This is a genomic window from Enterobacter sp. 725m/11 (genome assembly GCF_011683705.1).
Taxonomy (GTDB): Bacteria; Pseudomonadota; Gammaproteobacteria; order Enterobacterales; family Enterobacteriaceae; genus Enterobacter; species Enterobacter bugandensis.
Map to the genome: position 1 here is coordinate 25,908 of NZ_JAAQOK010000026.1, position 25,993 is coordinate 51,900.

The 25,993-nt window shown below is 57.4% G+C and carries 28 protein-coding genes; 12 read left to right on the forward strand and 16 right to left on the reverse strand.

The annotated features are described in order from the left end of the window. Positions 1–35 precede the first annotated feature (35 nt). The 8 genes from HBA26_RS12925 to nfsA form a co-directional block, all read right to left on the reverse strand. Complete coding sequence (locus HBA26_RS12925; RefSeq protein ID WP_028012509.1) at positions 36–509, reverse strand: YbjO family protein; 474 nt, start codon at positions 507–509, stop codon at positions 36–38. A 65-nt stretch (positions 510–574) separates the two neighbouring features. Then, complete coding sequence (gene potI / locus HBA26_RS12930; RefSeq protein WP_028012508.1) at positions 575–1,420, reverse strand: putrescine ABC transporter permease PotI; 846 nt, start codon at positions 1,418–1,420, stop codon at positions 575–577. After that, the gene (potH, locus tag HBA26_RS12935) at positions 1,417–2,370 is read right to left on the reverse strand and encodes a putrescine ABC transporter permease PotH (RefSeq protein ID WP_048960881.1); all 954 of its coding nucleotides are present in this window, start codon (positions 2,368–2,370) and stop codon (positions 1,417–1,419) included. The genes potI and potH overlap by 4 nt, the downstream gene beginning before the upstream one ends. 9 nt (positions 2,371–2,379) lie before the next feature. Next, on the reverse strand, positions 2,380–3,513 hold the full coding sequence (potG, locus tag HBA26_RS12940) for a putrescine ABC transporter ATP-binding subunit PotG (protein WP_045630953.1): 1,134 nt from the start codon (positions 3,511–3,513) through the stop codon (positions 2,380–2,382). A gap of 143 nt (positions 3,514–3,656) precedes the next feature. Then, a complete protein-coding gene (gene potF, locus HBA26_RS12945; RefSeq protein WP_028012505.1) occupies positions 3,657–4,769 on the reverse strand; it encodes a spermidine/putrescine ABC transporter substrate-binding protein PotF in 1,113 nt (370 codons plus the stop codon). A gap of 350 nt (positions 4,770–5,119) precedes the next feature. Continuing rightward, positions 5,120–5,596 carry a YbjN domain-containing protein gene (locus tag HBA26_RS12950; RefSeq protein ID WP_003858385.1) on the reverse strand — a complete coding sequence of 159 codons (477 nt, stop codon included), beginning with the start codon at positions 5,594–5,596 and terminating at the stop codon, positions 5,120–5,122. 63 nt (positions 5,597–5,659) lie between these two features. After that, the gene (gene rimK, locus HBA26_RS12955; RefSeq protein ID WP_028012504.1) at positions 5,660–6,562 is read right to left on the reverse strand and encodes a 30S ribosomal protein S6--L-glutamate ligase; all 903 of its coding nucleotides are present in this window, start codon (positions 6,560–6,562) and stop codon (positions 5,660–5,662) included. 69 nt (positions 6,563–6,631) lie between these two features. Continuing rightward, a complete protein-coding gene (gene nfsA, locus HBA26_RS12960; protein ID WP_028012503.1) occupies positions 6,632–7,354 on the reverse strand; it encodes a nitroreductase NfsA in 723 nt (240 codons plus the stop codon). Between the two features lie 185 nt (positions 7,355–7,539). Here nfsA and HBA26_RS12965 point away from each other — a divergent pair, with 185 nt between their 5' ends. Further along, a complete protein-coding gene (locus HBA26_RS12965; RefSeq protein ID WP_028012502.1) occupies positions 7,540–7,809 on the forward strand; it encodes a GrxA family glutaredoxin in 270 nt (89 codons plus the stop codon). Between the two features lie 30 nt (positions 7,810–7,839). Here the strand turns inward: HBA26_RS12965 and HBA26_RS12970 are convergent, their stop codons facing one another. Continuing rightward, the gene (locus HBA26_RS12970; RefSeq protein ID WP_080339193.1) at positions 7,840–8,208 is read right to left on the reverse strand and encodes an inner membrane protein YbjM; all 369 of its coding nucleotides are present in this window, start codon (positions 8,206–8,208) and stop codon (positions 7,840–7,842) included. Positions 8,209–8,487: 279 nt separating this feature from the next. Between HBA26_RS12970 and HBA26_RS12975 the strand changes: the two genes are divergently transcribed. The 4 genes from HBA26_RS12975 to arsC all read left to right on the forward strand — a co-directional run bounded on the left by HBA26_RS12975 (position 8,488) and on the right by arsC (position 12,545). After that, a complete protein-coding gene (locus HBA26_RS12975) occupies positions 8,488–10,173 on the forward strand; it encodes an aspartate:alanine antiporter (protein WP_014169303.1) in 1,686 nt (561 codons plus the stop codon). Between the two features lie 253 nt (positions 10,174–10,426). Further along, on the forward strand, positions 10,427–10,747 hold the full coding sequence (locus tag HBA26_RS12980; protein ID WP_126345171.1) for a metalloregulator ArsR/SmtB family transcription factor: 321 nt from the start codon (positions 10,427–10,429) through the stop codon (positions 10,745–10,747). Between the two features lie 40 nt (positions 10,748–10,787). Further along, complete coding sequence (locus tag HBA26_RS12985; protein ID WP_126345170.1) at positions 10,788–12,077, forward strand: arsenic transporter; 1,290 nt, start codon at positions 10,788–10,790, stop codon at positions 12,075–12,077. A 12-nt stretch (positions 12,078–12,089) separates the two neighbouring features. Further along, positions 12,090–12,545 carry a glutaredoxin-dependent arsenate reductase gene (gene arsC / locus HBA26_RS12990; RefSeq protein WP_126345169.1) on the forward strand — a complete coding sequence of 152 codons (456 nt, stop codon included), beginning with the start codon at positions 12,090–12,092 and terminating at the stop codon, positions 12,543–12,545. Here arsC and HBA26_RS12995 read toward each other — a convergent pair. Continuing rightward, positions 12,542–13,093 (reverse strand): TetR family transcriptional regulator, encoded by a 552-nt coding sequence (locus tag HBA26_RS12995; protein WP_028012492.1) that lies wholly within the window; start codon positions 13,091–13,093, stop codon positions 12,542–12,544. The genes arsC and HBA26_RS12995 overlap by 4 nt on opposite strands. 81 nt (positions 13,094–13,174) lie before the next feature. Here HBA26_RS12995 and HBA26_RS13000 point away from each other — a divergent pair, with 81 nt between their 5' ends. Together HBA26_RS13000 and HBA26_RS13005 are read left to right on the forward strand one after the other, a co-directional pair. Then, the gene (locus HBA26_RS13000) at positions 13,175–14,389 is read left to right on the forward strand and encodes an MFS transporter (protein WP_041910681.1); all 1,215 of its coding nucleotides are present in this window, start codon (positions 13,175–13,177) and stop codon (positions 14,387–14,389) included. After that, positions 14,379–15,191, forward strand: a complete 813-nt coding sequence (locus HBA26_RS13005) for a Cof-type HAD-IIB family hydrolase (protein ID WP_059355492.1) — start codon at positions 14,379–14,381, stop codon at positions 15,189–15,191. The genes HBA26_RS13000 and HBA26_RS13005 overlap by 11 nt, the downstream gene beginning before the upstream one ends. Before the next feature lie 67 nt (positions 15,192–15,258). Here the strand turns inward: HBA26_RS13005 and HBA26_RS13010 are convergent, their stop codons facing one another. Then, positions 15,259–16,491 carry an MFS transporter gene (locus tag HBA26_RS13010; protein ID WP_048957054.1) on the reverse strand — a complete coding sequence of 411 codons (1,233 nt, stop codon included), beginning with the start codon at positions 16,489–16,491 and terminating at the stop codon, positions 15,259–15,261. Between the two features lie 168 nt (positions 16,492–16,659). On the opposite strand from HBA26_RS13010, the gene HBA26_RS13015 reads away from it, so the two are divergent. The 3 genes from HBA26_RS13015 to deoR all read left to right on the forward strand — a co-directional run bounded on the left by HBA26_RS13015 (position 16,660) and on the right by deoR (position 18,829). Next, a complete protein-coding gene (locus tag HBA26_RS13015) occupies positions 16,660–17,388 on the forward strand; it encodes a phosphatase PAP2 family protein (protein WP_126345168.1) in 729 nt (242 codons plus the stop codon). Positions 17,389–17,395: 7 nt separating this feature from the next. Then, positions 17,396–18,004, forward strand: a complete 609-nt coding sequence (gene ybjG / locus HBA26_RS13020) for an undecaprenyl-diphosphate phosphatase (protein WP_028012487.1) — start codon at positions 17,396–17,398, stop codon at positions 18,002–18,004. A 66-nt stretch (positions 18,005–18,070) separates the two neighbouring features. Further along, positions 18,071–18,829, forward strand: a complete 759-nt coding sequence (gene deoR, locus HBA26_RS13025; protein WP_047368171.1) for a DNA-binding transcriptional repressor DeoR — start codon at positions 18,071–18,073, stop codon at positions 18,827–18,829. 39 nt (positions 18,830–18,868) lie between these two features. Here the strand turns inward: deoR and dacC are convergent, their stop codons facing one another. Next, positions 18,869–20,074 carry a serine-type D-Ala-D-Ala carboxypeptidase gene (gene dacC, locus HBA26_RS13030; protein ID WP_032644979.1) on the reverse strand — a complete coding sequence of 402 codons (1,206 nt, stop codon included), beginning with the start codon at positions 20,072–20,074 and terminating at the stop codon, positions 18,869–18,871. Between the two features lie 240 nt (positions 20,075–20,314). On the opposite strand from dacC, the gene HBA26_RS13035 reads away from it, so the two are divergent. Next, a complete protein-coding gene (locus tag HBA26_RS13035; protein ID WP_166720917.1) occupies positions 20,315–20,941 on the forward strand; it encodes a glutathione S-transferase family protein in 627 nt (208 codons plus the stop codon). Here the strand turns inward: HBA26_RS13035 and HBA26_RS13040 are convergent, their stop codons facing one another. Both HBA26_RS13040 and bssR read right to left on the reverse strand, forming a co-directional pair. Next, entirely contained in the window at positions 20,942–22,060 is a 1,119-nt protein-coding gene (locus tag HBA26_RS13040) for a PQQ-dependent sugar dehydrogenase (RefSeq protein WP_048957049.1), read from the reverse strand. A gap of 107 nt (positions 22,061–22,167) precedes the next feature. Then, positions 22,168–22,551 carry a biofilm formation regulator BssR gene (bssR, locus tag HBA26_RS13045; protein ID WP_047368169.1) on the reverse strand — a complete coding sequence of 128 codons (384 nt, stop codon included), beginning with the start codon at positions 22,549–22,551 and terminating at the stop codon, positions 22,168–22,170. A gap of 216 nt (positions 22,552–22,767) precedes the next feature. Here bssR and rimO point away from each other — a divergent pair, with 216 nt between their 5' ends. Continuing rightward, positions 22,768–24,093: a 30S ribosomal protein S12 methylthiotransferase RimO gene (gene rimO / locus HBA26_RS13050; protein WP_045259986.1), complete on the forward strand. Its 1,326-nt coding sequence runs from the start codon at positions 22,768–22,770 to the stop codon at positions 24,091–24,093. A gap of 63 nt (positions 24,094–24,156) precedes the next feature. Here the strand turns inward: rimO and gsiD are convergent, their stop codons facing one another. Beyond that, complete coding sequence (gsiD, locus tag HBA26_RS13055) at positions 24,157–25,068, reverse strand: glutathione ABC transporter permease GsiD (protein ID WP_028012480.1); 912 nt, start codon at positions 25,066–25,068, stop codon at positions 24,157–24,159. A gap of 1 nt (position 25,069) precedes the next feature. After that, positions 25,070–25,990: a glutathione ABC transporter permease GsiC gene (gene gsiC, locus HBA26_RS13060; protein WP_045630942.1), complete on the reverse strand. Its 921-nt coding sequence runs from the start codon at positions 25,988–25,990 to the stop codon at positions 25,070–25,072. Positions 25,991–25,993: the final 3 nt, after the last annotated feature.

Below are 25,993 nucleotides of genomic sequence, written 5' to 3' on the forward strand. Positions count from 1 at the left end.
AACCTTAAGGAAAACGAGGGCTGCGATTATACACATTATTGCAGGCGGAAGAACCGCCGACTGGACGCCGGAACGAAAAGCAGGCAGAGCACCAGCATATCCGGCAGTTTTTGCATGACCAGCGCATGGAAAATCTCACGTCGCGACTCGCCCGGAATGCTGAACAGCTCAGGATAGCCATAGCCCAGCGAGGCGGCCCACAGATAGCTGGCGGCGGTCACCTGCGTGAGCAGATAGACCCAGCGCGCCCAGTTTCGCCCTTTGACCAGCGAAAACGCGCAGTAGATCTCGATAAACACCAGCACCAGGCTGCTTAAAAAGACCAGCGTCAGATTCCACGTCTGCACGCTGCGGTGAATGAATTCCCCGATGCCGCGCACGCCCAGCGTATTCAAAATCATCAGCACGTCCAGGCAGCGGATCATAATAATGGCGAGCGCCGCCACCTGAACCAGCGCAGGAACGTTAGGACGGGCGTGCGTAATACGTGATTTTTTTACTAATCCCAATGTTTTACTTCCCTGAAAAACAGTGCCGCGTCATGCGCGGCACATCACCGGAAATTTTAAATCCTTCAGCCGCGTCTTGCACGCTGGATATCGCGCACGCGCTGTTTTTCCGCGCGCGCCATCAAATACCAGGCGATAAATCCGACAATTCCGACCACGCCGAGGATGATAGAGGCCAGAGCGTTGATCTCCGGGTTCACCCCCATGCGCACGCTGGAGAAGACCAGCATCGGCAGCGTCGTCGCGCCCGGCCCTGAGACAAAGCTGGCGATAACCAGATCGTCGAGGGAGAGCGTGAACGCCAGCAGCCAGCCGGAGATCACCGCCGGCATAATCATCGGCAGGGTAATGATGAAAAAGACCTTTAGCGGCGTGGCGCCGAGATCCATCGCCGCCTCTTCAATGGAGCGGTCCAGCTCGCGCAGGCGCGAGGAGATCACCACCGCCACATACGCGGTACAGAAGGTGACGTGCGCCAGCCAGATGGTGAGCATGCCGCGATCCGCCGGCCAGCCGATGGCGTGCGCCAGGGCCACGAACAGCAGCAGCAGCGACAGGCCGGTAATGACGTCCGGCATCACCAGCGGGGCAGTGATCATAAAGGCGAAACCGTTTGAGCCGCGAAAACGCCCGAAGCGCACCATCACCAGCGCGGCGATGGTGCCCAGAACGCAGGCCATCGTGGCCGCCAGCGCGGCAATGGTCAGGCTCAGCCCCACCGCGCTCATCATTGCGTCGTCGTGGAACAGCTCGCTGTACCAGCGCGTCGACCAGCCCGCCCAGACCGTCACCAGTTTGGAACTGTTGAACGAGTAGATCACCAGCATCAGCATCGGCGCATACAGGAAGGTGAAGCCGATAACGAGGATCAGAATGCGCCACGGGGAGCGTACTACCGGTAAGTTGTTCATCCGCGATCTCCCATCTGTTTCTGCTGATGCTTATGGAACCACATGATCGGGACGATCAGCAGAAGGAGCATGATAATCGCCACCGCCGACGCCACCGGCCAGTCGCGGTTATTGAAGAACTCCTGCCACAGCACGCGGCCAATCATGATGCTGTCCGGCCCGCCGAGCAGTTCCGGGATCACAAACTCCCCGACCGCCGGAATAAACACCAGCATCGACCCGGCAATGATTCCGCCTTTGGTCAGCGGGACAATCACGCTGAAGAAGGTCTTCAGCGGACGCGCGCCGAGATCGAGCGAGGCTTCCACCAGCGAGTAGTCAATCCGCGTCAGGGCGGTGTAAATCGGCAGCACCATAAACGGCAGATAGGCATACACAATGCCGATATAGACCGCAAGGTTGGTGTGCAGGATGGTCAGCGGCTGATCGATAACCCCAAGCCACATCAGAAAATTATTCAGCACCCCGTTGTTTTTCAGGATCCCCATCCACGCGTAAACGCGTATCAGAAACGATGTCCACGACGGCAGGATCACCAGCAGCAGCAGGATGTTACGCGTTGACGGCTTGCTGTGCGCCACGGCCCACGCCAGCGGGTAGCCCATCACCAGACAGCAGAGCGTCGAGATCGCCGCCACCTGCAGAGACTGCAGATAGGCTTCGAAATAGAGCGGATCCTCGGTGAGCTGGAGGAAGTTGCCCAGATTCAGCGTCAGCGTCAGCTGCCCGTCGGCCCACTCCCACAGATCGGTATATGGCGGGATCGCCCGCGCCATCTCCGCCAGGCTGATCTTAAAGACGATCAGGAACGGCAGCAGGAACAGCAGGATCAGCCACACGTAAGGCATGGCGATTACCAGCTTGCGGCCGTGGTTCATCTTAAGGCGCGTCAGCCAGTGGGCAACGCCGCCCGGTTTTTTGACGCGGGCTGGAGGTTCAAGTGTGCTCATGATCGCTCCTTATACCGTCAGCACGACGCAGCTGTCCGCGTCCCAGCACAGGCGCACTTCGTCGCCCCAGGTCGGCTGCCCCTTGCGGTAGCGATGTTCGTTCTGTAGCTGCGCGCTGAGCATCTGTCCGCTTTTCAGACGCACGTGGTAAATGGAGAGATCGCCCAGATAGGCAATGTGCACCACTTCCCCGACGGCAAAGTTATAGCCATCGGCAGGCGGATCGTCACAGAGCATGATCTTCTCCGGGCGCAGCGCCACGTAGACCGGCACGTTATCCACCACCGAGCTGTCAGGATCGACCTTAAGCGGATGCTGCAGCCCCGGCGATTCGATGACCAGACCATCCTCCTGACGATCCTTCAGCAGCCCTTCAAAAACGTTGACCGAGCCGATGAACTCCGCGCTGTAGCGGGTGGTCGGATGCTCGTAAATCTCTTCCGGCTCGCCAATCTGCACGAACTTCCCGCGGTTCATGATCGCGATACGCCCGGCCATGGTCATGGCCTCTTCCTGGTCATGGGTGACCATCACGCAGGTCACCCCCACGCGCTCGAGGATATCGACCACTTCGAGCTGCATACGGTCGCGCAGCTTTTTGTCCAGGGCGCCCATCGGCTCGTCGAGCAGCAGCAGTTTCGGGCGTTTCGCCAGGCTTCTCGCCAGCGCCACGCGCTGACGCTGACCGCCGGAAAGCTGGTGCGGCTTACGCTTCGCGAACTCCTGCATATGCACCAGGCTCAGCATTTCGGCCACGCGCGCGGTGATTTCGGCTTTCGGCAGCTTGTCCTGCTTCAGGCCAAAGGCGATGTTTTGCTCCACCGTCATGTGCGGAAACAGCGCGTAGGACTGGAACATCATGTTAATCGGGCGCTGATACGGCGGCACGCTGGAGAGATCCACACCATCGAGCATAATTTGCCCGGCGGTAGGCTGTTCAAAACCGGCCAGCATACGCAGCAGGGTCGATTTACCGCAGCCCGATGCGCCCAGTAGCGCGAATATTTCGCCTTTATAGATAGTCAGGCTGACGTCGTCCACGGCATGCTGGCCATCGAAAGATTTGGTGAGGTTACGAATTTCAAGAAGCGGGGTCAGCGCTTTACGGACTTTCGCCTGCGGGCGGGGGATCGCGTCATTCACGGGGTGCTCTCCGGCATAGATCAATACTGGTGCAAACGCACCGTCTGGGTGCGCATCGCCGGGCGGCGCGAACGCTTGCCCGGCCTACGGGTTGTGTAGGCCCGGTAAGCGATAGCGCCACCGGGCAACATTACCAAACGCCGTTATTTACCGCTTTTCACCTTGGTCCACGCACGGGTACGCACGCGGTCAATTTTTGGATCCTGAACCTTCAGGGTGAACAGCTTGGCGAACACGTCCGCTGGCGGATAGATTGCCGGGTTACTGCGGATCGCTTCGCTCACCAGCGGCACGGAGGCCTTGTTACCGTTGGCGTAGTAAACGTGGTCGCTGATGTGGGCGATCACCTCAGGACGCATCAGGTAATTCAGGAACTGGTAGGCTTCCTCTTTGTTTTTCGCGTCAGCCGGCATGGCGAAGACGTCAAAGAAGGCCAGCGCCCCCTCTTTCGGAATGAAGTAGGACACATTCACGCCGTTTTTCGCCTCTTTCGCGCGGTTCGCCGCCTGCCACACGTCCCCTGCCCAGCCGATCGCCACGCAGATGTCGCCGTTCGCCAGGTCGTTGATGTACTGTGACGAATGGAAGTAGCGAATGTTTGGACGCAGCTTCAGCAGCAGATCGGTCGCCGGGCCGGTGTAATCATCGGCTTTATTGCTGTTCGGGTCTTTGCCCAGGTAGTTCAGCACGGTGGCGAAAATCTCTTCCGGCGCATCGAGGAAGGAGACGCCGCAGCTTTTCAGCTTCTCAAGGTTTTCCGGCTTCAGCACCACGTCCCAGCTGTCCAGCTTAACGTCCGGGCCCAGCGCGGCTTTGACTTTATCCACGTTGTAGCCGATACCGGTGGTCGCCCACAGGTAAGGCATGGCGTATTTGTTGTCAGGGTCGTGCTTCGCCACCAGCTTCAGCACTTCCGGATCGAGGTTTTTCCAGTTCGATAACTTGCTCTTGTCCAGCGGCTGGAAGACGCCCGCCGTCAGCTGACGCTCCAGGAAGCTTGCGGAAGGTACGACCAGGTCAAAACCGGTGCTGCCTGCCATCAGCTTTCCTTCCAGCACTTCGTTGGAATCGAAAACGTCATAGACCACTTTAATGCCGGTCTCTTTTTCAAAATTAGCGACCGTGTCCGGCGCAATATAGTCAGACCAGTTGTATACGTGCAGCGTTTTTTGTTCCGCAGCGAGCGTGCCGGCAGAGACGGCCATCAGAGCACCCGCAACCAGACCCGATAACCATTTTTTATTCAAGGCGATCATAGTGTTATTCCTTCTGAAAGCTCGTTAACAAACGAACTAAACTGTGCAATCTGGATATATGCAAAAATCATGCATAGTTTGTCGCTCTGCTCAAAATAAAAAGAAACCTCTTTACCCGGCAGGATCCGCTCGCTTTTTTAAGCATCGCAAGAATAACTGTAGCCCGTGTCTCCTGCTATAGCCCAGACGAAAAAACGCCTTTTATCAATTTTTTATGCAGGTTAAGTCTACGTGATAAGCCGAAATGGCCTTGAGGGAGGTGAAAAATTCTTTAAAGAAAGGTTAAAGGCAGCAGAAAAAATGGCCTTCTGCAGCCGCTATGGCAGCGACTGCGCAAAAGTCAGACAGGCTTAGTGAAGAAAATTGGGAGATGCATCATTATTCTCAGCATCGTCTTCCGCGCTATACAGCAGATGATGTGCATTGGCTTCCATCATAACCATGGAAATTTGCTCTTCGCTCAGGCGCATAAACCAGGCGAACTGCTTGAACGACAGCCCTGCCCCGGAGAATAAAGACTGGCAAACGACCAGTTTTGGCAGATTATCGTCCTGTATATCGAGAAATGCTTTCACCGTCAAAGAACTGGCGTTGATAGCCGAGAGATCGGAGGCCAGCGCCAGCAGCGCAGAAGGCTTCACTTCGGCCAGCGCGGAAAAAAGGATCACGTCGTTAATCAGATCGATTTTGGCATCGAAAATGCCGTCGAAATTCTGCATATGAGGCAGATGCAGCGCCTGGCAGGAATCACATTCGAAGAAGGTGATCCCGGCATCATCAAGCCATTGACGTAACGTATCCAGTGTAGGTACGACCTGTAAATCCATCGCTGTGCAGCCTCTTTAGTAAAAACTTCGCATAGGGTACTCAAAAAGCGCCCGGTAATCCATTTAACCGCCCGTTTTCAGACAGTAACCCGGCGTGGCATGACGCTCGATCCATGAGATCATTTTACCTGCAATATCGACCCCTGTGGTTTTTTCCACACCTTCCAGCCCCGGGGAGGCGTTCACCTCCATCACCAGCGGCCCGCGCGTCGCCCGAAGAAGGTCCACGCCCGCTACGTCCAGCCCCAGGGTTTGCGCCGCTTTCACGGCTATTTCCCGTTCGCGTTCGCTAATATCGGCTACCCGCGCGACGCCGCCGCGGTGAAGGTTAGAGCGGAAGTCGCCCTCTTTGGCCTGGCGCTCGATGGCCGCCACGACCTCGTTCCCCACCACGAAACAGCGAATGTCGCGCCCTTTCGCCTCTTCAATGTACTCCTGCACCAGAATGTGCGCATTCAGCCCGCGAAAGGCGTCGATCACGCTCTCCGCCGCCTGACGTGTTTCCGCTAACACCACGCCAATGCCCTGCGTGCCTTCCACCAGCTTGATCACTAGAGGCGCGCCGCCCACCATATCGATCAGATCGCTGGTGTCGTCCGGTGAATGAGCAATGCCCGTGACGGGAAGATCGATCCCCTGTCGGGCGAGGAGCTGCAGGGAGCGCAGCTTGTCGCGGGCGCGGGAAATGGCGACGGATTCGTTGAGCGGATAGCTGCCCAGCATCTCGAACTGGCGCAGCGCGGCGGTGCCGTAGTAGGTAATCTGGGAGCCGATGCGGGGGATCACCGCATCGAAGTGCGGCAGCTTGCGGCCTTTGTAGTGAATCGACGAGGCGGCGGGATCGATGTTCATATAGCAGGACATCGGGTCGAGGATCTCAACCTGATGCCCGCGTTTCGCCGCCGCTTCTCGCAGGCGCTTACATGAATAGAGCGTTCCGTCCCGGGACAATATGGCAATTTTCACCCTGCACCTCTCTGAAGACATGGAAAAAGCCTGCATATCATATACGCAGGCAGGCGCAGGAGGAATGGACTATCGCGTTGCCCAGCCCTGCTTGTGCAGATACTCAAGAATAAACGGGCGGTTTTCTTTGATGATGGTGCGGCGAATATGGTCCGTCCAGGTGTCGCGACGGTTATTGCTGCCGCGCGTCATGTAGTAGTTCGCCAGCTCTTCGTCGTATTGATTCAGGACATCCTGATCGACCGGCTGGTAATGGTTTTCATGCACCAGCATCGCGGCAGGAATGCGCGGCTTGAGATCCGGGTTGTCCGCCGGCCAGCCGAGGCACAGGCCAAACAGCGGCAGCACGTGTTTTGGCAGCTTCAGCAGGTCGGTCACGCTTTGAATGTTGTTACGCAGCCCGCCGATATAGACACCGCCTAACCCCAGCGATTCTGCGGCCGTAAAGGCGTTTTGCGCCATCAGCGCGGTATCCACCACGCCCAGCAGCAGCTGTTCGGCCAGCCCAAGTTCCGCCTCAGGGCAGATCTGCAGGTGGCGGTTAAAGTCGGCGCAGAACACCCAGAACTCGGCTGCCTGAGCCACATGCTTCTGCCCGCCGGTGAGCGTCACCAGCTGTTCACGCATGGCCTTATCAGTAATACGGATAATCGAGCTGCACTGCAAAAAGCTGGAGCTGGAGGTGGCTCTTGCGCTGTCGATAATCGCATTACGCTGTGCCTCGGTAATCGGCTCATCGGTAAAGTGGCGAATGGAGCGGTGGGACTGGAGCAGGTCTATGGTTGGCGTCATCTTGTCTCTCTTTAGTCTTGCTTAATACGTATGGCAGCCAGTATAGGCAATGATATGCGCGGTGTAATTGGCGAAACATAGCTCATAGGTATTATAACGACAGGCGAAACCTTCTTTAATGACGGCGGGTTATGGGGCACTATACGTGTCATTCGCCGTCAGGCTTGTTTTTTGAGGAGAGAGAAATGTTTGCAGTAATTTTTGGTCGTCCAGGGTGCCCTTACTGTGTGCGCGCGAAAGAGCTGGCTGAGAAACTGACCGAAGAGCGCGATGACTTCAACTTCCGCTATGTGGACATCCACGCGGAAGGCATCACCAAAGCCGACCTGGAAAAAACCGTCGGTAAGCCGGTTGAAACCGTGCCGCAGATCTTCCTCGATCAGAAACACATCGGCGGTTGCACCGACTTTGAGGCCTACGCTAAAGAGCATCTGGGCCTGTTTGCCGAGCAGTAATGAAGAGACGCCCTCACCCTGAGGGCGTTTTTATTTGCGGTGCCGCCGGTGCTGAACCAGGCTGCGCACAAACAAGTAGCACAGCGCGCCAAGCGCGCACCAGAATACGCCGCTCAGCAACCACGCCAGCTCCTGCCAGAAACTCCGCGTTGAAATATACATCAGGCGCATCATCAGCAGACACAGCGGTGCAGCGAGCATGGCGCCCAGCAGCGGCTTCACCACCTCCCCTTGACGGGAGAGAAAACTGGCGGCAGCCCCCGGCAACGTGAAGAAAAGCAACCCCAGCTCAGGATGCCCGGACGCCCTGAACGCGCCCTTTACATTAAATGCGAGCGACATGCACACGACAGTGAACAGCAAAAAACAGCTGATCACCCCCGCCCAGTTTCGTTTCATATTCAAACTATCCTCCTGACTTATCTCTATCAAATACACATTCGTCGGGTAGACGCCCAGTCAGATAAAGCAGTGCGGCAATCCATGCCAAAGTACGCACAGGGTGATGCGATAATCAGTAGCTGTCAGTAGCTAATGCGATTAAACTACACGCCAGCTAATGTTTTAGGGAATAAAGCAGGAAACAGGGAGCGTTAGCGCTTTTCCCTGATCCAGAAAACAGTAGCCCAAAAAGTCCTTTCATTCAACAACTTACTGGTAAACAAGAAGTTAGCCTCCGTGAATATAAACGTCGCAGACTTGTTAAATGGGAATTACATCCTGTTATTATTTGTGGTACTGGCGCTGGGTCTTTGCCTGGGTAAATTGCGTCTGGGTTCGGTTCAACTCGGTAATTCCATTGGCGTTTTAGTCGTCTCCTTATTATTAGGCCAGCAGCACTTCAGCATTAACACGGACGCGCTGAACTTAGGTTTTATGCTGTTTATTTTTTGCGTTGGCGTAGAAGCGGGACCTAACTTTTTTTCAATTTTCTTCCGCGACGGCAAAAATTATCTGATGCTGGCGCTGGTGATGGTCGGCAGCGCGCTGCTGATCGCGTTAGGACTGGGCAAACTGTTTGGCTGGGATATCGGGCTTACGGCCGGTATGCTGGCCGGCTCTATGACGTCAACCCCCGTGCTCGTGGGCGCCGGTGATACCCTGCGCCATTCCGGCATGGCGGGCGCGCAGCTCTCTACCGCCCTCGACCATCTGAGCCTGGGCTATGCCCTGACCTATCTGATTGGTCTGGTGAGCCTGATCGTTGGCGCGCGCTACCTGCCAAAACTGCAGCACCAGGATCTGCAGACCAGCGCCCAGCAAATCGCCCGCGAGCGCGGCCTGGATACCGATTCCAAACGTAAAGTCTATCTCCCGGTTATCCGCGCCTACCGCGTCGGGCCGGAGCTGGTGGCATGGGCAGACGGCAAAAATCTTCGCGAACTGGGGATTTACCGCCAGACGGGCTGCTACATCGAACGTATCCGCCGCAACGGCATTCTGGCGAATCCGGACGGCGACGCGGTGCTGCAGATGGGCGACGACATCGCGCTGGTGGGTTACCCGGACGCCCACGCCCGTCTCGACCCGAGCTTCCGTAACGGCAAAGAGGTGTTCGACCGCGACCTGCTCGACATGCGCATCGTCACCGAAGAGATCGTGGTGAAAAACCATAACGCCGTGGGCCGCCGCCTGGCGCAGCTGAAGCTGACCGACCACGGCTGCTTCCTCAACCGGGTCATCCGCAGCCAGATTGAGATGCCTATCGACGACAACGTTGTGCTCAACAAAGGCGACGTGCTACAGGTCAGCGGCGACGCGCGACGCGTAAAAACCGTTGCCGACCGCATCGGCTTTATCTCCATTCACAGCCAGGTCACCGACCTGCTGGCCTTCTGCGCCTTCTTCATTGTTGGCCTGATGATCGGGATGATCACCTTCCAGTTCAGCAACTTTAGCTTCGGCATCGGTAACGCCGCCGGTCTGCTGTTCGCCGGGATCATGCTGGGCTTCCTGCGAGCGAACCACCCGACCTTCGGCTACATTCCGCAGGGCGCGCTGAACATGGTGAAAGAGTTCGGTCTGATGGTGTTTATGGCGGGCGTGGGCTTAAGCGCGGGAAGCGGAATTGGTCACAGCCTCGGCGCCGTCGGCTGGCAGATGCTGGTTTCCGGACTTATCGTCAGCCTGGTACCGGTAGTGATCTGCTTCCTGTTCGGCGCCTACGTGCTGCGTATGAACCGCGCCCTGCTGTTCGGGGCAATGATGGGGGCGCGTACCTGTGCCCCGGCGATGGAAATCATCAGCGATACCGCGCGCAGCAACATCCCGGCGCTGGGGTATGCAGGCACCTATGCTATCGCGAACGTACTGCTGACGCTGGCGGGTACGCTGATTATCATCATCTGGCCGGGACTCGGATAACTCCTAAGTTTGCGCGTAATGAAAAAATTTTTGTAACGCGCAGAACTTTTTTAGCAGGGGGCAGTCATAACTAGTGCCACTGCTTTTCTTTGATGTCCCCAATTTGTGGAGCCCATCAACCCCGCCGTTTTGGTTCAAGGTTGATGGGTTTTTTGTTGCCTGAAATTCCCCGTCCTGTAATCTGACCTTCTCTCTTCCCACCAAAACATATATGATTAAACGAATATGATTTAATCTACCCTCAGGAACACCCATGCTCCACCCACTCCACCTCTTCAAAATCCTCTCCGACGAAACGCGACTCGCCATCGTCATGCTGCTCCGTGAAGCGGGCGAGCTGTGTGTCTGCGATCTCTGCTCCGCCACCAGCGAACCGCAGCCGAAAGTCTCCCGCCATATGGCCTTGCTGCGCGAGTCCGGGCTGGTTATCGATCGTCGCGAGGGCAAATGGGTCCATTACCGTCTCTCTCCCAACATGCCGGCATGGGCGGCAGCCGTTATCGACACCAGCTGGAACTGCCTGCGGGAAGAGACGCGCATGAAGCTTAAAAACCGACTTCCAGGCTCGTGCTGATAACAATACATTCACAAAAACAGATATAACGGAGTAAAAGATGTTTCTGGCAGGGGCAATTTTTCTGTTTACGCTGGTACTGGTCATCTGGCAGCCCAAAGGGCTGAGTATCGGCTGGAGCGCGACCATTGGCGCCGTGCTGGCGCTGGCCAGCGGGGTAATTCACATTAACGATATACCTGTGGTCTGGAATATCGTCTGGAACGCCACGGCGACGTTTATCGCCGTCATCATTATCAGCTTGCTGCTGGATGAGTCCGGCTTTTTCGAGTGGGCGGCGCTGCACGTTGCCCGCTGGGGAAACGGTCGCGGGCGATTGCTGTTTACTTATATCGTGCTGCTGGGTGCGGCCGTGGCGGCGCTGTTTGCCAATGACGGCGCGGCGCTGATCCTGACGCCTATCGTCATCGCCATGCTGCTGGCGCTGGGGTTCAGCAAGCAGGCCACGCTGGCGTTTGTGATGGCGGCAGGTTTTATCGCCGATACCGCCAGCCTGCCGCTGATTGTCTCCAACCTGGTCAACATCGTGTCGGCAGACTTCTTTAAGCTGGGGTTCAGCGAATACGCCTCGGTGATGATCCCCGTTGATATCGCCGCGATTGTCGCAACGCTGGTAATGCTGCATCTTTTCTTCCGCAAGGAGATTCCCCCGGAATATGACCTGGCGAAACTTCAGGAGCCCGCGCGGGCCATTCACGATCTCCCGACGTTCAGAACGGGCTGGATCGTGCTGCTGCTTCTGCTCGTTGGCTTCTTTGTGCTTGAACCTCTCGGCATTCCGGTCAGCGCCATCGCCACCGTCGGCGCGCTGATTTTATTCGCTGTCGCAAAACGGGGACATGCAATAAACACCGGAAAAGTGCTGCGCGGCGCTCCGTGGCAAATTGTTATTTTCTCGCTCGGGATGTATCTGGTGGTGTATGGCCTGCGCAATGCCGGGCTGACGGATTATCTTACTGGCGTGCTGAATAGCCTGGCCGGACACGGACTGTGGGCCACCACGCTGGGAACAGGGTTCATCACCGCGTTCCTGTCATCCATAATGAACAATATGCCCACGGTGCTGATTGGCGCGCTCTCCATTGAGGGCAGCATGGCGACGGGATTGCTCAAGGACGCGATGATTTACGCCAACGTGATTGGCTGCGATCTGGGGCCGAAAATCACGCCTATCGGTAGCCTCGCCACCCTGCTCTGGCTCCACGTGCTGGCGCAGAAAAACATGACGATTACCTGGGGCTACTATCTCCGGACGGGCATCATCATGACGCTGCCGGTCCTGTTTGTGACGCTCGCCGCGCTGGCGCTACGTCTCTCCTTCACACTGTAATGAGCCACTGATATGAGCCACATCACCATCTACCACAACCCAGCCTGCGGCACCTCGCGCAATACGCTGGAGATGATCCGCAACAGCGGCACGGAGCCGGAGATTATCCTCTATCTGGAAACCCCGCCGTCGCGCGAGAAGCTGACCACCCTGATTGCCGACATGGGCATTTCGGTGCGGGATCTGCTGCGCAAAAACGTGGAGCCCTATGAACAGCTCGGCCTGGCCGAAGATATCTTCACCGACGACCAGCTTATCCACTTTATGCTGCAATACCCGATTCTGATTAACCGTCCGATTGTTGTAACGCCGCTGGGCACCCGCCTGTGCCGCCCGTCTGAAGTTGTCCTCGACATTCTGCCGGACGCGCAGAAAGGCGCGTTTAGTAAAGAGGATGGCGAAGCCGTCGTGGACGCCAGCGGGAAAAAATCGAACCCAGGTAAAACAGGCAGGGCGAGTAATGCCTAAGGGTTCCCCTCGCCTGCAATTCTCCCCACCATCGCCCGAATTTCCTCCCGGCTTAATGGCTCTCGGTCAGTCACATAGTGCAGCGTCATCCCTTCGATAAACGCGTCCAGCGCGCGGGTGGTGACCGGGTCGAACCACTGCTCCAGCGTAGTCTGGCTCATTTTCATCCAGTCCTGCATCACCGTTTTGAGCGCCGCGCTGCGGTGCATAAAGGCGTAAAGCTGATACATCAGCGCCATGTTGTGCGGCGTGGTCACCTGCGAGCTGTGGATCAGAGTGGTGATGGATTCACACGCCATCTCCGGCCCGGTGACGCCCGCGAAGAAATCCCGGTACTGCTGCGACATCTGCCGGGTAAACCACGTGAAGGCCTCCTCCAGCAGCGGCTCCATGCCGTCGAAATAGTAGGTCATTGACCCCAGCGGCACGCCCGCGCAGGTGGCGATTTTGCGGTGCGTGACGGCGTGAATCCCGTGTTCGGCAATGGTGTCCAGCGTCGCCTGGAGAATTTTTTCACGTCGATGCGGATCGTTCGGTGGTCTGCTCATAAATCCCTCACCTGGTTTGTGTACAAATGTACACAAACTTGCTAGTGTTGTCGCTACTGTTGTACTTCTGGTGCTACCCCAATGACGCTGACCTCTTCCCGCAACGCCCTGCGACTACGCATGTGGGCATTGTTTATGTTCTTCTTTATTCCCGGTCTGCTGATGGCCTCCTGGGCCACACGTACGCCCGCCATTCGCGATATTTTGTCCGTCTCCACCGCGGAGATGGGCATCGTGCTGTTCGGTCTGTCGATAGGCTCCATGAGCGGTATCCTCTGCTCCGCGTGGCTGGTGAAGCGCTTTGGCACGCGGGCGGTGATCCGCACCACCATGTGCTTCGCGGTAATTGGGATGATCGTGCTAAGCGTGGCGCTGTGGTTTGCTTCGCCGGTGCTGTTTGCCCTGGGGCTGACGGTATTTGGCGGCAGCTTCGGCTCGGCAGAGGTTGCGATAAACGTTGAAGGGGCGGCGGTCGAGCGCGAGATGAACAAAACCGTGCTGCCCATGATGCACGGCTTTTACAGCCTCGGCACGCTCGCCGGCGCGGGCGTGGGGATGGCGCTGACGGCCTTTGGCATGAGCGCGAATCTGCATATCCTGCTGGCGGCGCTGGTATGCATCATTCCGATCCTGACCGGCATTCGGGCAATCCCGAACGGTACCGGCAAGAATTCCGCTGAAGAACAGCATTCGACGGAAAAAGGGCTGCCCTTCTACCGCGATTTCCAGCTGATGCTCATCGGCGTGGTGGTGCTGGCGATGGCGTTCGCGGAAGGCTCCGCCAACGACTGGCTGCCGCTGCTGATGGTGGACGGCCACGGCTTTAGTCCGACCTCCGGCTCGCTGATTTACGCCGGGTTTACGCTGGGGATGACCGTCGGGCGCTTCACCGGCGGCTGGTTTATCGACCGCTACAGCCGCGTGGCGGTAGTGCGCGCCAGCGCCCTGCTCGGCGGCCTGGGTATCGCGATGATCGTCTTTGTGGACGTGGACTGGATTGCCGGGGTCTCGGTGATCCTCTGGGGTCTGGGCGCGTCGCTCGGCTTCCCGCTGACTATTTCGGCCGCCAGCGACACCGGCCCGGATGCCCCGACCCGCGTCAGCGTGGTGGCGACCACGGGCTACCTCGCCTTCCTGGTCGGGCCGCCGCTGCTCGGTTTCCTCGGTGAGCACTACGGGTTGCGCAGCGCCATGCTGGTGGTGTTAGGGTTGGTGATTATCGCGGCGCTGGTGGCGCGCGCGGTGGCAAAGCCGGAAACGGAACAAACGTCAATGGAGAAGGGATATGAGCGTTAAACTGATCGCCGTCGACATGGATGGCACATTCCTGAGTGATGCCAAGACCTATAACCGCCCGCGCTTTCTGGCGCAGTATGCGCGCATGAAGGAGCAAGGCATTCGCTTTGTGGTCGCCAGCGGCAACCAGTATTACCAGCTGATCTCGTTCTTCCCGGAGATCGCGCATGAAATTGCCTTTGTTGCCGAAAACGGCGGCTGGGTGGTCGATGCCGGGGAAGATGTGTTCAACGGCGAGCTGACAAAAGCGCATTTCAGCACCGTGGCCACCGTCTTAAACGACGTCCCCGGCATTGAGATTATCGCCTGCGGGAAAGGCAGCGCCTACACGCTTAAGGCCTATGACGATGCCTTCATTGATATCGCGTCAAAATATTATCACCGCCTCGAAAGGGTGCAGGATTTCAACAGCCTGAACGACATCTTCTTCAAGTTCGGGCTCAACGTTTCCGATGACGAAATTCCGCGCATTCAGGCGCTGCTGCATGAAAAGCTAAGTGACATTATGGTGCCCGTCACCACCGGTCACGGCAGCATTGACCTGATTATCCCCGGCGTGCATAAAGCCAACGGCCTGCGCATCCTGCAAACGCGCTGGGGCATCGAGGACAGCGAAGTGGTGGCCTTTGGTGACAGCGGCAACGACGTGGAGATGCTGCGTCAGTCCGGGTTCAGCTTTGCGATGGCAAATGCCAAACCGCATATTAAAGCGGAGGCGCGCTTTGAAGCACCGCATAATAACGAGGAAGGCGTTTTAAACGTGATTGAGAAGGTGTTGAACGGGGAGGCACCGTTTAATTGACCGCGTGCGGTCTGGCGGCCTCGCCCCTCACCCAGGCCCTCTCCCCAATGGGGAGAGGGAAAAAAGATTATGGTTGCAGGGCGTTTCCGACGCGTTTGTCCTTCAGGAACACCACTATCAGGGCTACCCACAGCACGCCGTTGGCGAGGTTAAACAGGCTGAACAACCCGTTGCCGCCCAGCGCGTAAGCGTGCTTGCTCACCTCGATACCGACGGTAAAAATCAGCATCTGCAGCATGCCCATCGCCGCAGAGACCGTACCTTTACTCATCTCGCTCGCAAACAGGGTCAGGCGCACCAGGCCAGCGTTCGCCACACCAATTCCGAAGGCATAAATGCTCAGCCCCGCCGTCATCCACAGGTAGGCGTGGGATGACGCGACGGTCGCTACCGCCGCCAGAATCAGCCCTGCCGCAATCGGCCAGCCGCCCATGATAATCAGTGAACGCACGGTGCGGCGAGACGTCAGACGGGCCAGCACCAGGTTACCGATAATCAACGCGCCAAAGATCGGCACCTGCAGCAGGCCGTACTCGTAGCTGCTGAGCTTTTCACCGCTGATGATAATAACCGGTGACTGCGCGATCCACGCCAGCAGAGGCAGGCTAACGAATCCGGTAGCCAGCGCCCCCGCCACAAAGCGGCCATTTTGCAACACTGCTTTGTAATCCCGGCCCAGCTCTTTCAGCGAGAGTTTTTCGCCCAGACGGGTAGCCGTTTCCGGCATCGCGCGGTGCAGGCCGAAGAACGCGATGGCGGCGAGAACAGCAAAGAGCACAAACATCCCTTCCCACGGCGCAACGTGCACCCACGCGGCCCCCACCAGCGGCCCGAGTAAGGGGGCGATCAGCGCCACGTTCGCCATCAGCGCGGTAATTTTGATACACACCGCCTCCTCAAACGACTCCTGGATGGCGGCATACCCCACGGCACCGATAAAGCACAGGCTCACCCCCTGCAGGAAACGCAACAGGGTAAATTGTTCAATGTTTTGCGCCAGCAGCGTGGCGAGGCAGGTAACGATAAACCACACCACGCCCGTCAGCATCACCGGACGGCGGCCAATACGATCCGACAGCGGGCCTAACAGCCACTGCAAAAACATGCCGCCAGCCAGATAGGCGGTCATGGAGGTCGGCACCCACTCGATTCCCGCGTTGTACTGCTCCACAACGGCCAGCATACCGGGCTGGATCATATCGTTGCCGATATAGGTAGAGAATTCGTAGAGCACCAGACACAGAGGGAAAAGCAACGCCTGACGACCCAGACGTGAACCAGAAGAAGAACGGTTTAACATGCAATCTCTTTATAATGACAAAATCGCGACGAGTTTAATGAAATGCCGTAATCCGAGATAGTGATTTATCGAGGAGAAACAGAAATAAAGCACATATCGTCTTCGTTTAAGGTTTCCTTAAGTTGACAGATTTATGATAGCGCGATTACTCGTCAATGATCCCTAATTATGGCACTCACTTCCAGCCGTTCAGAATTGTCTAACTTACAGACTAATAAGACAAAACAGCTTTACCGCTTACCGTCCCGCTTTTATGGTTATCAGCTTTTGGTGCTAGTAGCGCTTGCCGTGGTGTTTACGTGGCTATCGCGCGATGAAGCGCTCGACAGATGGATCACCGGTTTTTGGTATGACGCGGCGACACAGACTTTCCCGCTGCAGAAAGACCACCTGCTGGATCTGCTGAACCATCGTCTGGCGAAGTACATTGCGATTGCCTTAGGCGCCGTGGCGCTGCTTTACGGCGCTTACAAACGTAACGCAAGGTTTGTCACAGCCGCGCTGCTGATGGGGCTTGGCGCGCTGGTGGTCGGCGTGCTGAAAAGCATCAGCCACCACAGCTGCCCGTGGGATCTGGTGGAATATGGCGGTAAGGCCGTGTCTTACCCCCTGTTCAGTGCTGTTCCGGCAGACAGCGGCCCGGGCCGCTGCTTCCCGGGTGGCCATTCTTCCAGCGGTTTTATGGTGATGGGGCTGTTTTTTGCCTTCTGGCGCGAGCGTCCGCGTCTCGCCTGGAGCTTTGTGGTCCTTGGCGTGGTTCTGGGTCTGGCGATGGGCTTCGGCCAGGTGATGCGCGGGGCACATTTTTTCTCTCACAACCTGTGGGCCGGGTGGTGGGTCTGGTTTTCCCAGGTGGCGGTCTACGGGCTGGTTTCCACCCGGTTTGCAAAAGAGTGATTACGCTATGCTAGAGAATCTGAATTATCAGCTGTTTTATCTGATCAACGCCACCCCGGCCTCGCCAGAGTGGATGATTGATTTTGCCACCTTTCTGGCGAAAGACCTTATCAGCATCGTGCCTGCGCTGGCTGCCATTCTCTGGCTGTGGGGGCCGCGCAGCCAGGTTAAGGCACAGCGCCAGCTGGTGATCAAAGTCGCGATGGCGCTCGGGGTAAGCGTGCTGGTCAGCTATCTTCTCGGCCACGCATTCCCGCACGATCGTCCTTTTGTCGATCGCATTGGCTACACCTTCCTGCACCACGCGCCGGATGACTCTTTCCCGAGCGATCACGGTACGGTGATCTTCACCTTCGCGCTGGCTTTCCTGTTCTGGCATCGCCTGTGGTCGGGTGCGGTGCTGATGGTGGTCGCTGTGGCTATCGCCTGGTCGCGCGTCTATCTTGGCGTCCACTGGCCGCTGGATATGGTGGGCGGTTTCCTGGTGGGGCTGATTGGCTGCGTGAGCGCGGCTATCCTGTGGAATCTCTTCGGTGAGGCGCTCTACCGCGGGCTCTCTTCGCTCTATCGCGCCATTTTTGCCATCCCGATCCGCAAGGGCTGGATACGTGACTAACCCCAACCGGACAGGTTACACTGAGCCCCCGCCCTGCGGGGGCTCACTTTTTTATCCCGAGGAACTATGGAAACACGACGCGATGACCGCATTGCTCAGCTGCTGCAGGCGCTGAAGCGCAGCGATAAGCTGCATCTGAAGGAAGCCGCCAACCTCCTCGGCGTCTCAGAGATGACCATTCGTCGCGATCTGAACAGCGACAGCGCCCCCGTGGTACTGCTGGGCGGGTACATCGTCCTTGAGCCGCGCAGCGCCAGCCATTATCTGATCAGCGACCAGAAGACGCGTCTGGTTGAAGAGAAGCGTAAAGCCGCGCGCCTTGCGGCTACGCTGGTTCAGCCGCACCAGACGCTGTTTTTTGACTGCGGCACCACTACGCCGTGGATTATCGAAGCCATTGACAGCAGTATTCCCTTTACCGCGGTGTGCTACTCCCTGAACACCTTTCTGGCGCTTCAGGAGAAACCCGAGTGCCGGGTGATCCTCTGCGGCGGCGAGTTTCACGCCAGCAACGCCATCTTTAAACCGCTTAACCTGCAGGACACGCTTAGCAATTTATGCCCGGACATCGCGTTTTATTCTGCCGCAGGCGTGAACGTGCGCCAGGGTGCAACCTGCTTTAATCTGGAGGAGCTGCCGGTCAAGCACTGGGCGTTAAATGCCGCGCAGTATCATGTGCTGGTGGTCGATCACAGTAAGTTTGGCAAGGTGCGTTCGGCAAGAATGGGTGAGCTGGCGCAGTTTGACGCCATCGTCAGCGATTGCCGCCCCGATGACGAGATTGTGGCCCATGCAAAGGCACAGCAGGTGAAGTTGATGTATTGAGGTTATGCCGGGTAAGCGCAGCGCCACCCGGCATAAAACTTAACTAAACCAGCTGCCAAACCAGCTATGGAATTTCATCAACACGAAATCCCACATCCGGCTGAAGAAGCCGCCCTCTTCCACCGCTTCCATCACAATCAGCGGACGCTGTTCAATCGACTTACCGTTTAGCTGGAAATCAATCGTCCCGACCACCTGGCCTTTTTTCAGCGGCGCGGTGAGCTGCGGTTCGGTCAGGGTATAGCTTGCTTTCAGGTTTTTCAGCTGACCGCGTGGAATGGTCACGGAACCGGCCTCACCCGCCCCCAGATTCACCTCGCTCTTATCACCAAACCAGACGCGCTGGCTGACGAACGTGGCATCCGGTTTAATCGGCGTCACGGTTTCATAGAAGCGGAAGCCCCAGGTCAGCAGTTTTTCTGACTCGTTAAAGCGGATGCGGTCGGTTTTGGTGCCCAGCACCACCGAGATCAGGCGCATGTCGCCCTGCGTCGCGGAGGCCACCAGGTTGTAGCCCGCGCCGGCCGTAGTGCCGGTCTTCATTCCGTCCACGTTAACGTTGCTGCTCCACAGCAGGCGGTTGCGGTTCGGCTGGCGAATTTTGTTGAAGGTAAACTCTTTCTCTTTGTGGATGGCGTATTCATCCGGCACGTCGTGGATCAGCGCTTTTCCCAGCAGCGCCATGTCGCGCGCGGTACTGAACTGTCCCGGCGCATCCAGGCCGTGGACCGTTTTGAAGGTGGTGTTGGTTAAGCCGAGTTTTTGCGCATAGCCATTCATCAAACCAATGAAAGAATCCTGACTGCCGGCAACGTAGTCGGCCAGCGCGATACACGCATCATTTCCCGACTGAATGATTACCCCTTTGTTCAGATCGGAGACGGAGACCTGATCGCCAGGCTTCAGGAACATCACAGACGAGCCCCGCAGCGCCGGGTTGCCGGTCGCCCAGGCATCCTTCCCGATGGTGACCATATCGTCCAGCTTGATCTTGCCCGCTTTTAACGCCTGCCCGACCACATAGCTGGTCATGATTTTGGTCAGGCTGGCCGGATCGAGTTTCTCATCCGCATTGCCTTCCGCCAGCACTTTACCGCTGGAATAGTCCATCAGGATCCAGGCGCGCGCGTCCACAGGCGGCGCTTCGGGCGCAGCCTGTTCAGCCGCGTAGAGTGTTGGTGCAAACAGGAAAAGGAGCGCAGAGCCTGCCGCCAGGCTGCGCAGAGAAGTCATTTTTCGCGTCATAAATGCCACCCGAGTGTCCATTCAAAAATTACGTCACATCACCGTGTCGCAAGAAGCGATGAGTAATAGCGCACTAAAACGGTTAAAGAAACCCAACGAGGGTAAAGTTATTAAAGTTTATGCAATAACATTCCTTTACGCTTTGATTCAGGCGATTTTTTTGTCTTCTGTTGCGTAATTGTTAGGTTTATCTCACCATGGCAAAAAGCCGACCCAGATTCACACTCAACAGGAGTAAATATGATTACGCTGTGGGGCAGGAATAATTCGACCAACGTTAAGAAAGTGCTCTGGACGCTGGAGGAACTGGATTTACCGTTTAACCAAATCATGGCTAGCATGTCGTTCGGCGTGAACAAAGAGGCCGACTATCTGGCGATGAACCCGAACGGCCTGGTGCCGCTGCTGCGCGATGACGAAACAGACGCAACGCTTTGGGAGTCCAACACTATTGTGCGTTACCTCGCCGCCCAGTACGGTCTTGGCCGCCTGTGGGTTGAAAACCCGGCGCAGCGCGCTCAGGGTGAGAAGTGGATGGACTGGGCAAATCAGACGCTCTCTCCCGTTCACCGCGTGATCCTGATGGGGCTGGTGAGAACCCCTGAAGCCGAGCGCGACTACCCCGCCATTCATGCCGCGCAGGATGCCTGCGAAAACCTGTTTGCGATGATGGACGATGAGCTGGCGAAGCACGCCTGGTTCTCCGGCGATACGTTCGGCGTGGGGGACATTGCCGTAGCGCCGTTCGTCTGGAACCTGACCAACCTCGGTCTGAAATGGACGCCGCGCCCGAACCTTGACCGCTGGCTTAAGCAGCTTAGCGAGCGCCCGGCGTACCGTAACGTGGTGATGATCCCGGTCACCTGATTACGCACCGGACGGGCTGACTTTTAACAGCTGCCCGTCCGTTTCGTCAGTCAGGACATAGAGATAGCCATCCGGCCCCACTCGCACATCGCGAATACGCTGCTCCCGGTCGCCCAGGATCCGCCCGTCCTCCGTCACTTTATTGCCGTCCACGCTCAGCACGATAACGTCCTTTTCCTTCAGCGCCCCAATAAACAGCTTGTTTTTCCACTGCGGGAACACGTCGCTATTATAGAACGCCATGCCGCTGACCGCGGGCGACACTTTCCAGACAAACAGCGGCTTTTCGGCTCCCTCAACGTGCTCGCCTTTGGCTTCCGGGATTTTCAGCCCGCTGTAGTTAATGCCGTGCGTTGCCAGCGGCCAGCCATAATTTTTGCCCTTCTCCGGGATGTTGATTTCATCCCCGCCGCGCGGGCCGTGCTCGTTCAGCCACAGCGTGTCGCTCCACGGGTTCATCGCCATCCCCTGCGGGTTACGAATGCCGTAGGACCAAATTTCCGGCCGCGCGCCGGAGGTGTTCACAAAGGGGTTATCCGGCGGCACTTTACCGTCTTCGGTGAGGCGCACCACCTTACCCTGCAGCTTGTCCAGATCCTGCGCCGTCGGGCGCTGGTTGTTCTCGCCGAGTCCAATAAAGAGATACCCTTTGCCGTCGAACACCAGTCGCCCACCAAAATGGTTACCGGTAGAGAGTTTCGGCATCTGGCGGAACACCACCTGGAATCCCTCGATGCGGGAAAGATCGTCGCTCAGGCGGCCATAGCCCACCGCCGTTCCGGCCTTGCCGTCACGCCCGGCTTCGGCGTAGCTCAGCCAGACGCGGCGCGACTTTTCAAAATCAGGCGCCAGCACCACGTCCAGCAGTCCTCCCTGGCCGTTCGCCCACACCTTCGGCACGCCGACAATGGGATCGGAAAGTCCTTTCCCGGCCTGCCAGCGCTTGAGCTGCCCGCCCTTAAGAGTGACCAGTAAACCGTCATTGCCCGGCAGGAACGCCATCGACCAGGGGTGATCGAGTCGGTTTTGCAGCACCTCAACCTTTACCGCCTCTGGCGCAGCAAGAAGCGAAAACGGAATGAACAATGCAGGCAGGAAAATCAACGAGGATCGAGGCATAAAGCGCTCCTTTTTCGGCATATGGCATAAAGATTAGCCATTACCTCCGGGCGCGTTACCACTTTTACAAAAGCTTAATCAGAGGGGGGAGTTGCCTCCCCCCGAACTCAGTGCTGTGCAAGCGTCTCGTGCTTGTTAAGACACATGATGCAAAGAGAGAGCGTTGTCAGGCAGTTTTCAAGCTTCTCCGCGTTAACAGCGATAAAAGTCGGGCAGTCGTGGCGTCCGTTCATCAAACATACCCCTGCAATGGAGAGCACCTCAGCGGCGCGACGCAGCGCCATCAGCTCGCTTTCATCGTATTCCGCCTTCAGGGTCGGTGCTTTTTCACGCATGAAATTACACAGTTCAAACAGATTATCACGCAGATGTTCGCTTTCGCTGACTGACATATAGCCCTTTGCCTTCCTGAGCTGCAGATAGGCGGCCAAGTCGATTCGGGCGTTGATCAGCTTGTTAAGCAGATCGCGTTTCAGTCTGTCAACGGACATGCTATTTCCTCCTCTGTCAGCCATGTTGCACATTCAGAATAAGGTCATTTTTTGTACAGTTTAATGCCTGAGATCAATTATTCTTAACTGATTAACATTATTTACAATGTTACAACCTCGGCCTGGCGCATCCGCCTTGCAAAGAATGTATAAATCCCCCGCGATACGCTGTAAAATCCCGCCCTGATAACTCCATAATTGATGATTTTTTAACCTATGAGCAATGTTACGCACCAGCCGAAAATCGGCTTCGTCTCCCTGGGCTGCCCGAAAAACCTGGTGGATTCCGAACGCATCCTGACCGAACTGCGCACCGAAGGCTATGACGTGGTGCCAAGCTACGACAACGCCGATATGGTGATCGTTAACACCTGCGGGTTTATCGACAGCGCGGTCCAGGAGTCACTGGAAGCCATCGGTGAAGCGCTGACCGAAAACGGCAAAGTGATTGTTACCGGCTGCCTGGGCGCGAAAGTGGACCAAATCCGCGAAGTGCACCCGAAGGTGCTGGAGATCACCGGCCCGCACAGCTACGAGCAGGTGCTGGAACATGTTCATCACTACGTGCCAAAACCAAAGCACAACCCGTTCCTGAGCCTGGTGCCGGAACAGGGCGTGAAGCTGACGCCGCGTCACTACGCCTACCTGAAAATTTCTGAAGGCTGCAACCATCGCTGCACCTTCTGCATCATCCCGTCCATGCGTGGCGATCTGGTGAGCCGTCCGATTGGCGAAGTGCTGGCGGAAGCGAAACGTCTGGCCGACGCGGGTGTGAAGGAGCTGCTGGTCATCTCCCAGGACACCTCAGCTTATGGCGTGGACGTCAAACACCGCTCCGGTTTCCACAACGGCGAGCCGGTAAAAACCAGCATGGTGGGCCTGTGCGAGCAGCTGTCCAAACTCGGTATCTGGACGCGTCTGCACTACGTCTACCCGTACCCGCACGTTGACGACGTCATCCCGCTGATGGCGGAAGGCAAAATCCTGCCGTACCTGGATATCCCGCTGCAGCACGCCAGCCCGCGTATCCTCAAGCTGATGAAACGCCCTGGCTCCGTTGACCGCCAGCTGGCGCGCATCAAGCAGTGGCGTGAAATCTGTCCGGATCTGACCCTGCGCTCCACCTTTATCGTCGGCTTCCCGGGCGAAACCGAAGAAGATTTCCAGATGCTGCTCGACTTCCTGAAAGAAGCCCGTCTGGACCGCGTAGGCTGCTTCAAATACAGCCCGGTGGAAGGCGCAACCGCCAACGAGCTGGCAGACCAGGTGCCGGAAGAGGTGAAAGAGGAGCGCTGGAACCGCTTCATGCAGCTTCAGCAGCAGATTTCTGCCGAGCGTCTGCAGGAAAAAGTGGGCCGCGAGATCATGGTTATCATCGACGAAGTGGACGAAGAAGGCGCGATTGGCCGCAGCATGGCGGACGCCCCTGAAATCGACGGCGCGGTGTACCTGAACGGCGAAACCAACGTTAAGCCAGGTGATATTATTCGCGTCAAAGTTGAAAACGCGGACGAGTATGACCTGTGGGGTAGCCGGGTTTAATCTCACTGCACATCTTTTACAGGCCGGGTAAGGCGTAGCCGCCACCCGGCACATTTCACTGCACTACCCCTTTATCCTCGGATCCAGCGCGTCGCGCAGCCCATCCCCCAGCAAATTAAACGCCAGCACGGTCAGGAAAATCGCTAGGCTCGGGAAGATCGCCACGTGTGGCGCTATCACCATATCGGCCCTCGCCTCGTTCAGCATCGCGCCCCACTCCGGCGTCGGCGGCTGTGCCCCTAACCCCAGAAACGACAGGCTGGCCGCCGAAATAATCGACACGCCGATACGCATGGTGAAATAGACCACGATGGACGACACCGTCCCGGGCAGAATATGGCTGAACAGAATGGTGGTATCGCTGGCTCCCATGCTGCGGGCGGATTCAATAAACGTCTGCTGCTTCAGCACCAGCGTGTTGCCGCGCACCAGGCGGGCAAAGGCCGGAATCGAAAAGACCGCCACCGCGATAATGACGTTCGCCATGCCGCTGCCCATAATGGCGACAACGGCAATCGCCAGCAGAATGCCGGGGAAAGCAAACAGCACGTCGCAGATGCGCATGATGATGCGGTCCCACCAGCCTTCATAATACCCGGCGACGAGCCCCAGCACGGTACCGATAGCCGCACCGATCAGCACCGCGACTACCCCGGCGGCGAGAGAAATTTGCGCCCCTACCAGCACGCGGCTGAAGATATCGCGGCCAAGCGAGTCCACGCCGAACCAGTGCAGCATTGAGGGGCCGTCGTTCAGGCGGTCGTAGTCAAAGTAGTTTTCCGCATCAAACGGCGCTACCCACGGCGCAACGATCGCCACCGCAATTAGCACCAGCACGAACAGCCCCGCCGCCATTGCGACCGGCTGACGGCGAAAACGTCGCCAGAATTCGGACCACGGGGTGCGGACATGCTCCGGTTTCAGCCCCGGCATCGCGTTCAAAACGGCCTGACGCCGCCAGTTCAACAATCGCATCTTACTTATACCTGATGGCCGGGTTAATGGCGGCGTAGAGCACGTCCACCACTAAGTTGATAAGAATAAACTCCAGCGAGAAAAGCAGGACTTCTGCCTGAATCACCGGGTAGTCGCGCATCTCGACGGAATCGACCAGCAGGCGCCCCAGCCCCGGCCAGTTGAAGACCTTTTCCACGACGATAGAGCCACCCAGCAGGAAACCAAACTGCAGCCCCATCATCGTCACCACCGGGATCATCGCATTGCGGAACCCGTGCTTGAGAATGACCCACTTCTCGCTGACTCCTTTCGCCCGCGCGGTGCGAATATAATCTTCGCTCAGCACGTCCACGAACGAGGCACGGGTAAAGCGGGCCATCACCGCCGAAACGGCAGCGCCCAGCGTCATGGAGGGCAGAATGTAATGCTTCCAGGTATCGGCCCCGACGGTCGGCAGCCAGCCCAGCTCGACGGAGAAGATTTGCATCAGCAGCATCCCCAGCGCGAATGCCGGGAAGGAGATGCCGGTCACCGCCAGAGCCATGCCGAGCTTGTCCGGCCAGCGGTTACGCCAGACGGCCGCAATAATCCCCGCGCCCAGCCCAAACGCCACCGCCCAGCCCATGCTGGCAATCGTTAGCCAGAACGTGGGCATAAAGCGGCTGGCAATCTCCTCCGACACCGGGCGCCTCGACACCATCGAGATACCAAAATCGCCCTGCAGAACGTTGCACATATAGTGCAGAAATTGCATATACAGCGGCTGGTCGAGGCCCAGCTGTTTACGCACCAGTTCAATGACGGTGGCATCCGCTTCGGGCCCGGCTACCAGACGTGCCGGATCGCCCGGCAGCATATGGACAAACAAAAACACCAGCACCGCCACTATCAGTAGCGTCGGGATAAGCCCCAGCAGACGTTTACAAACATAATTCAGCATGAG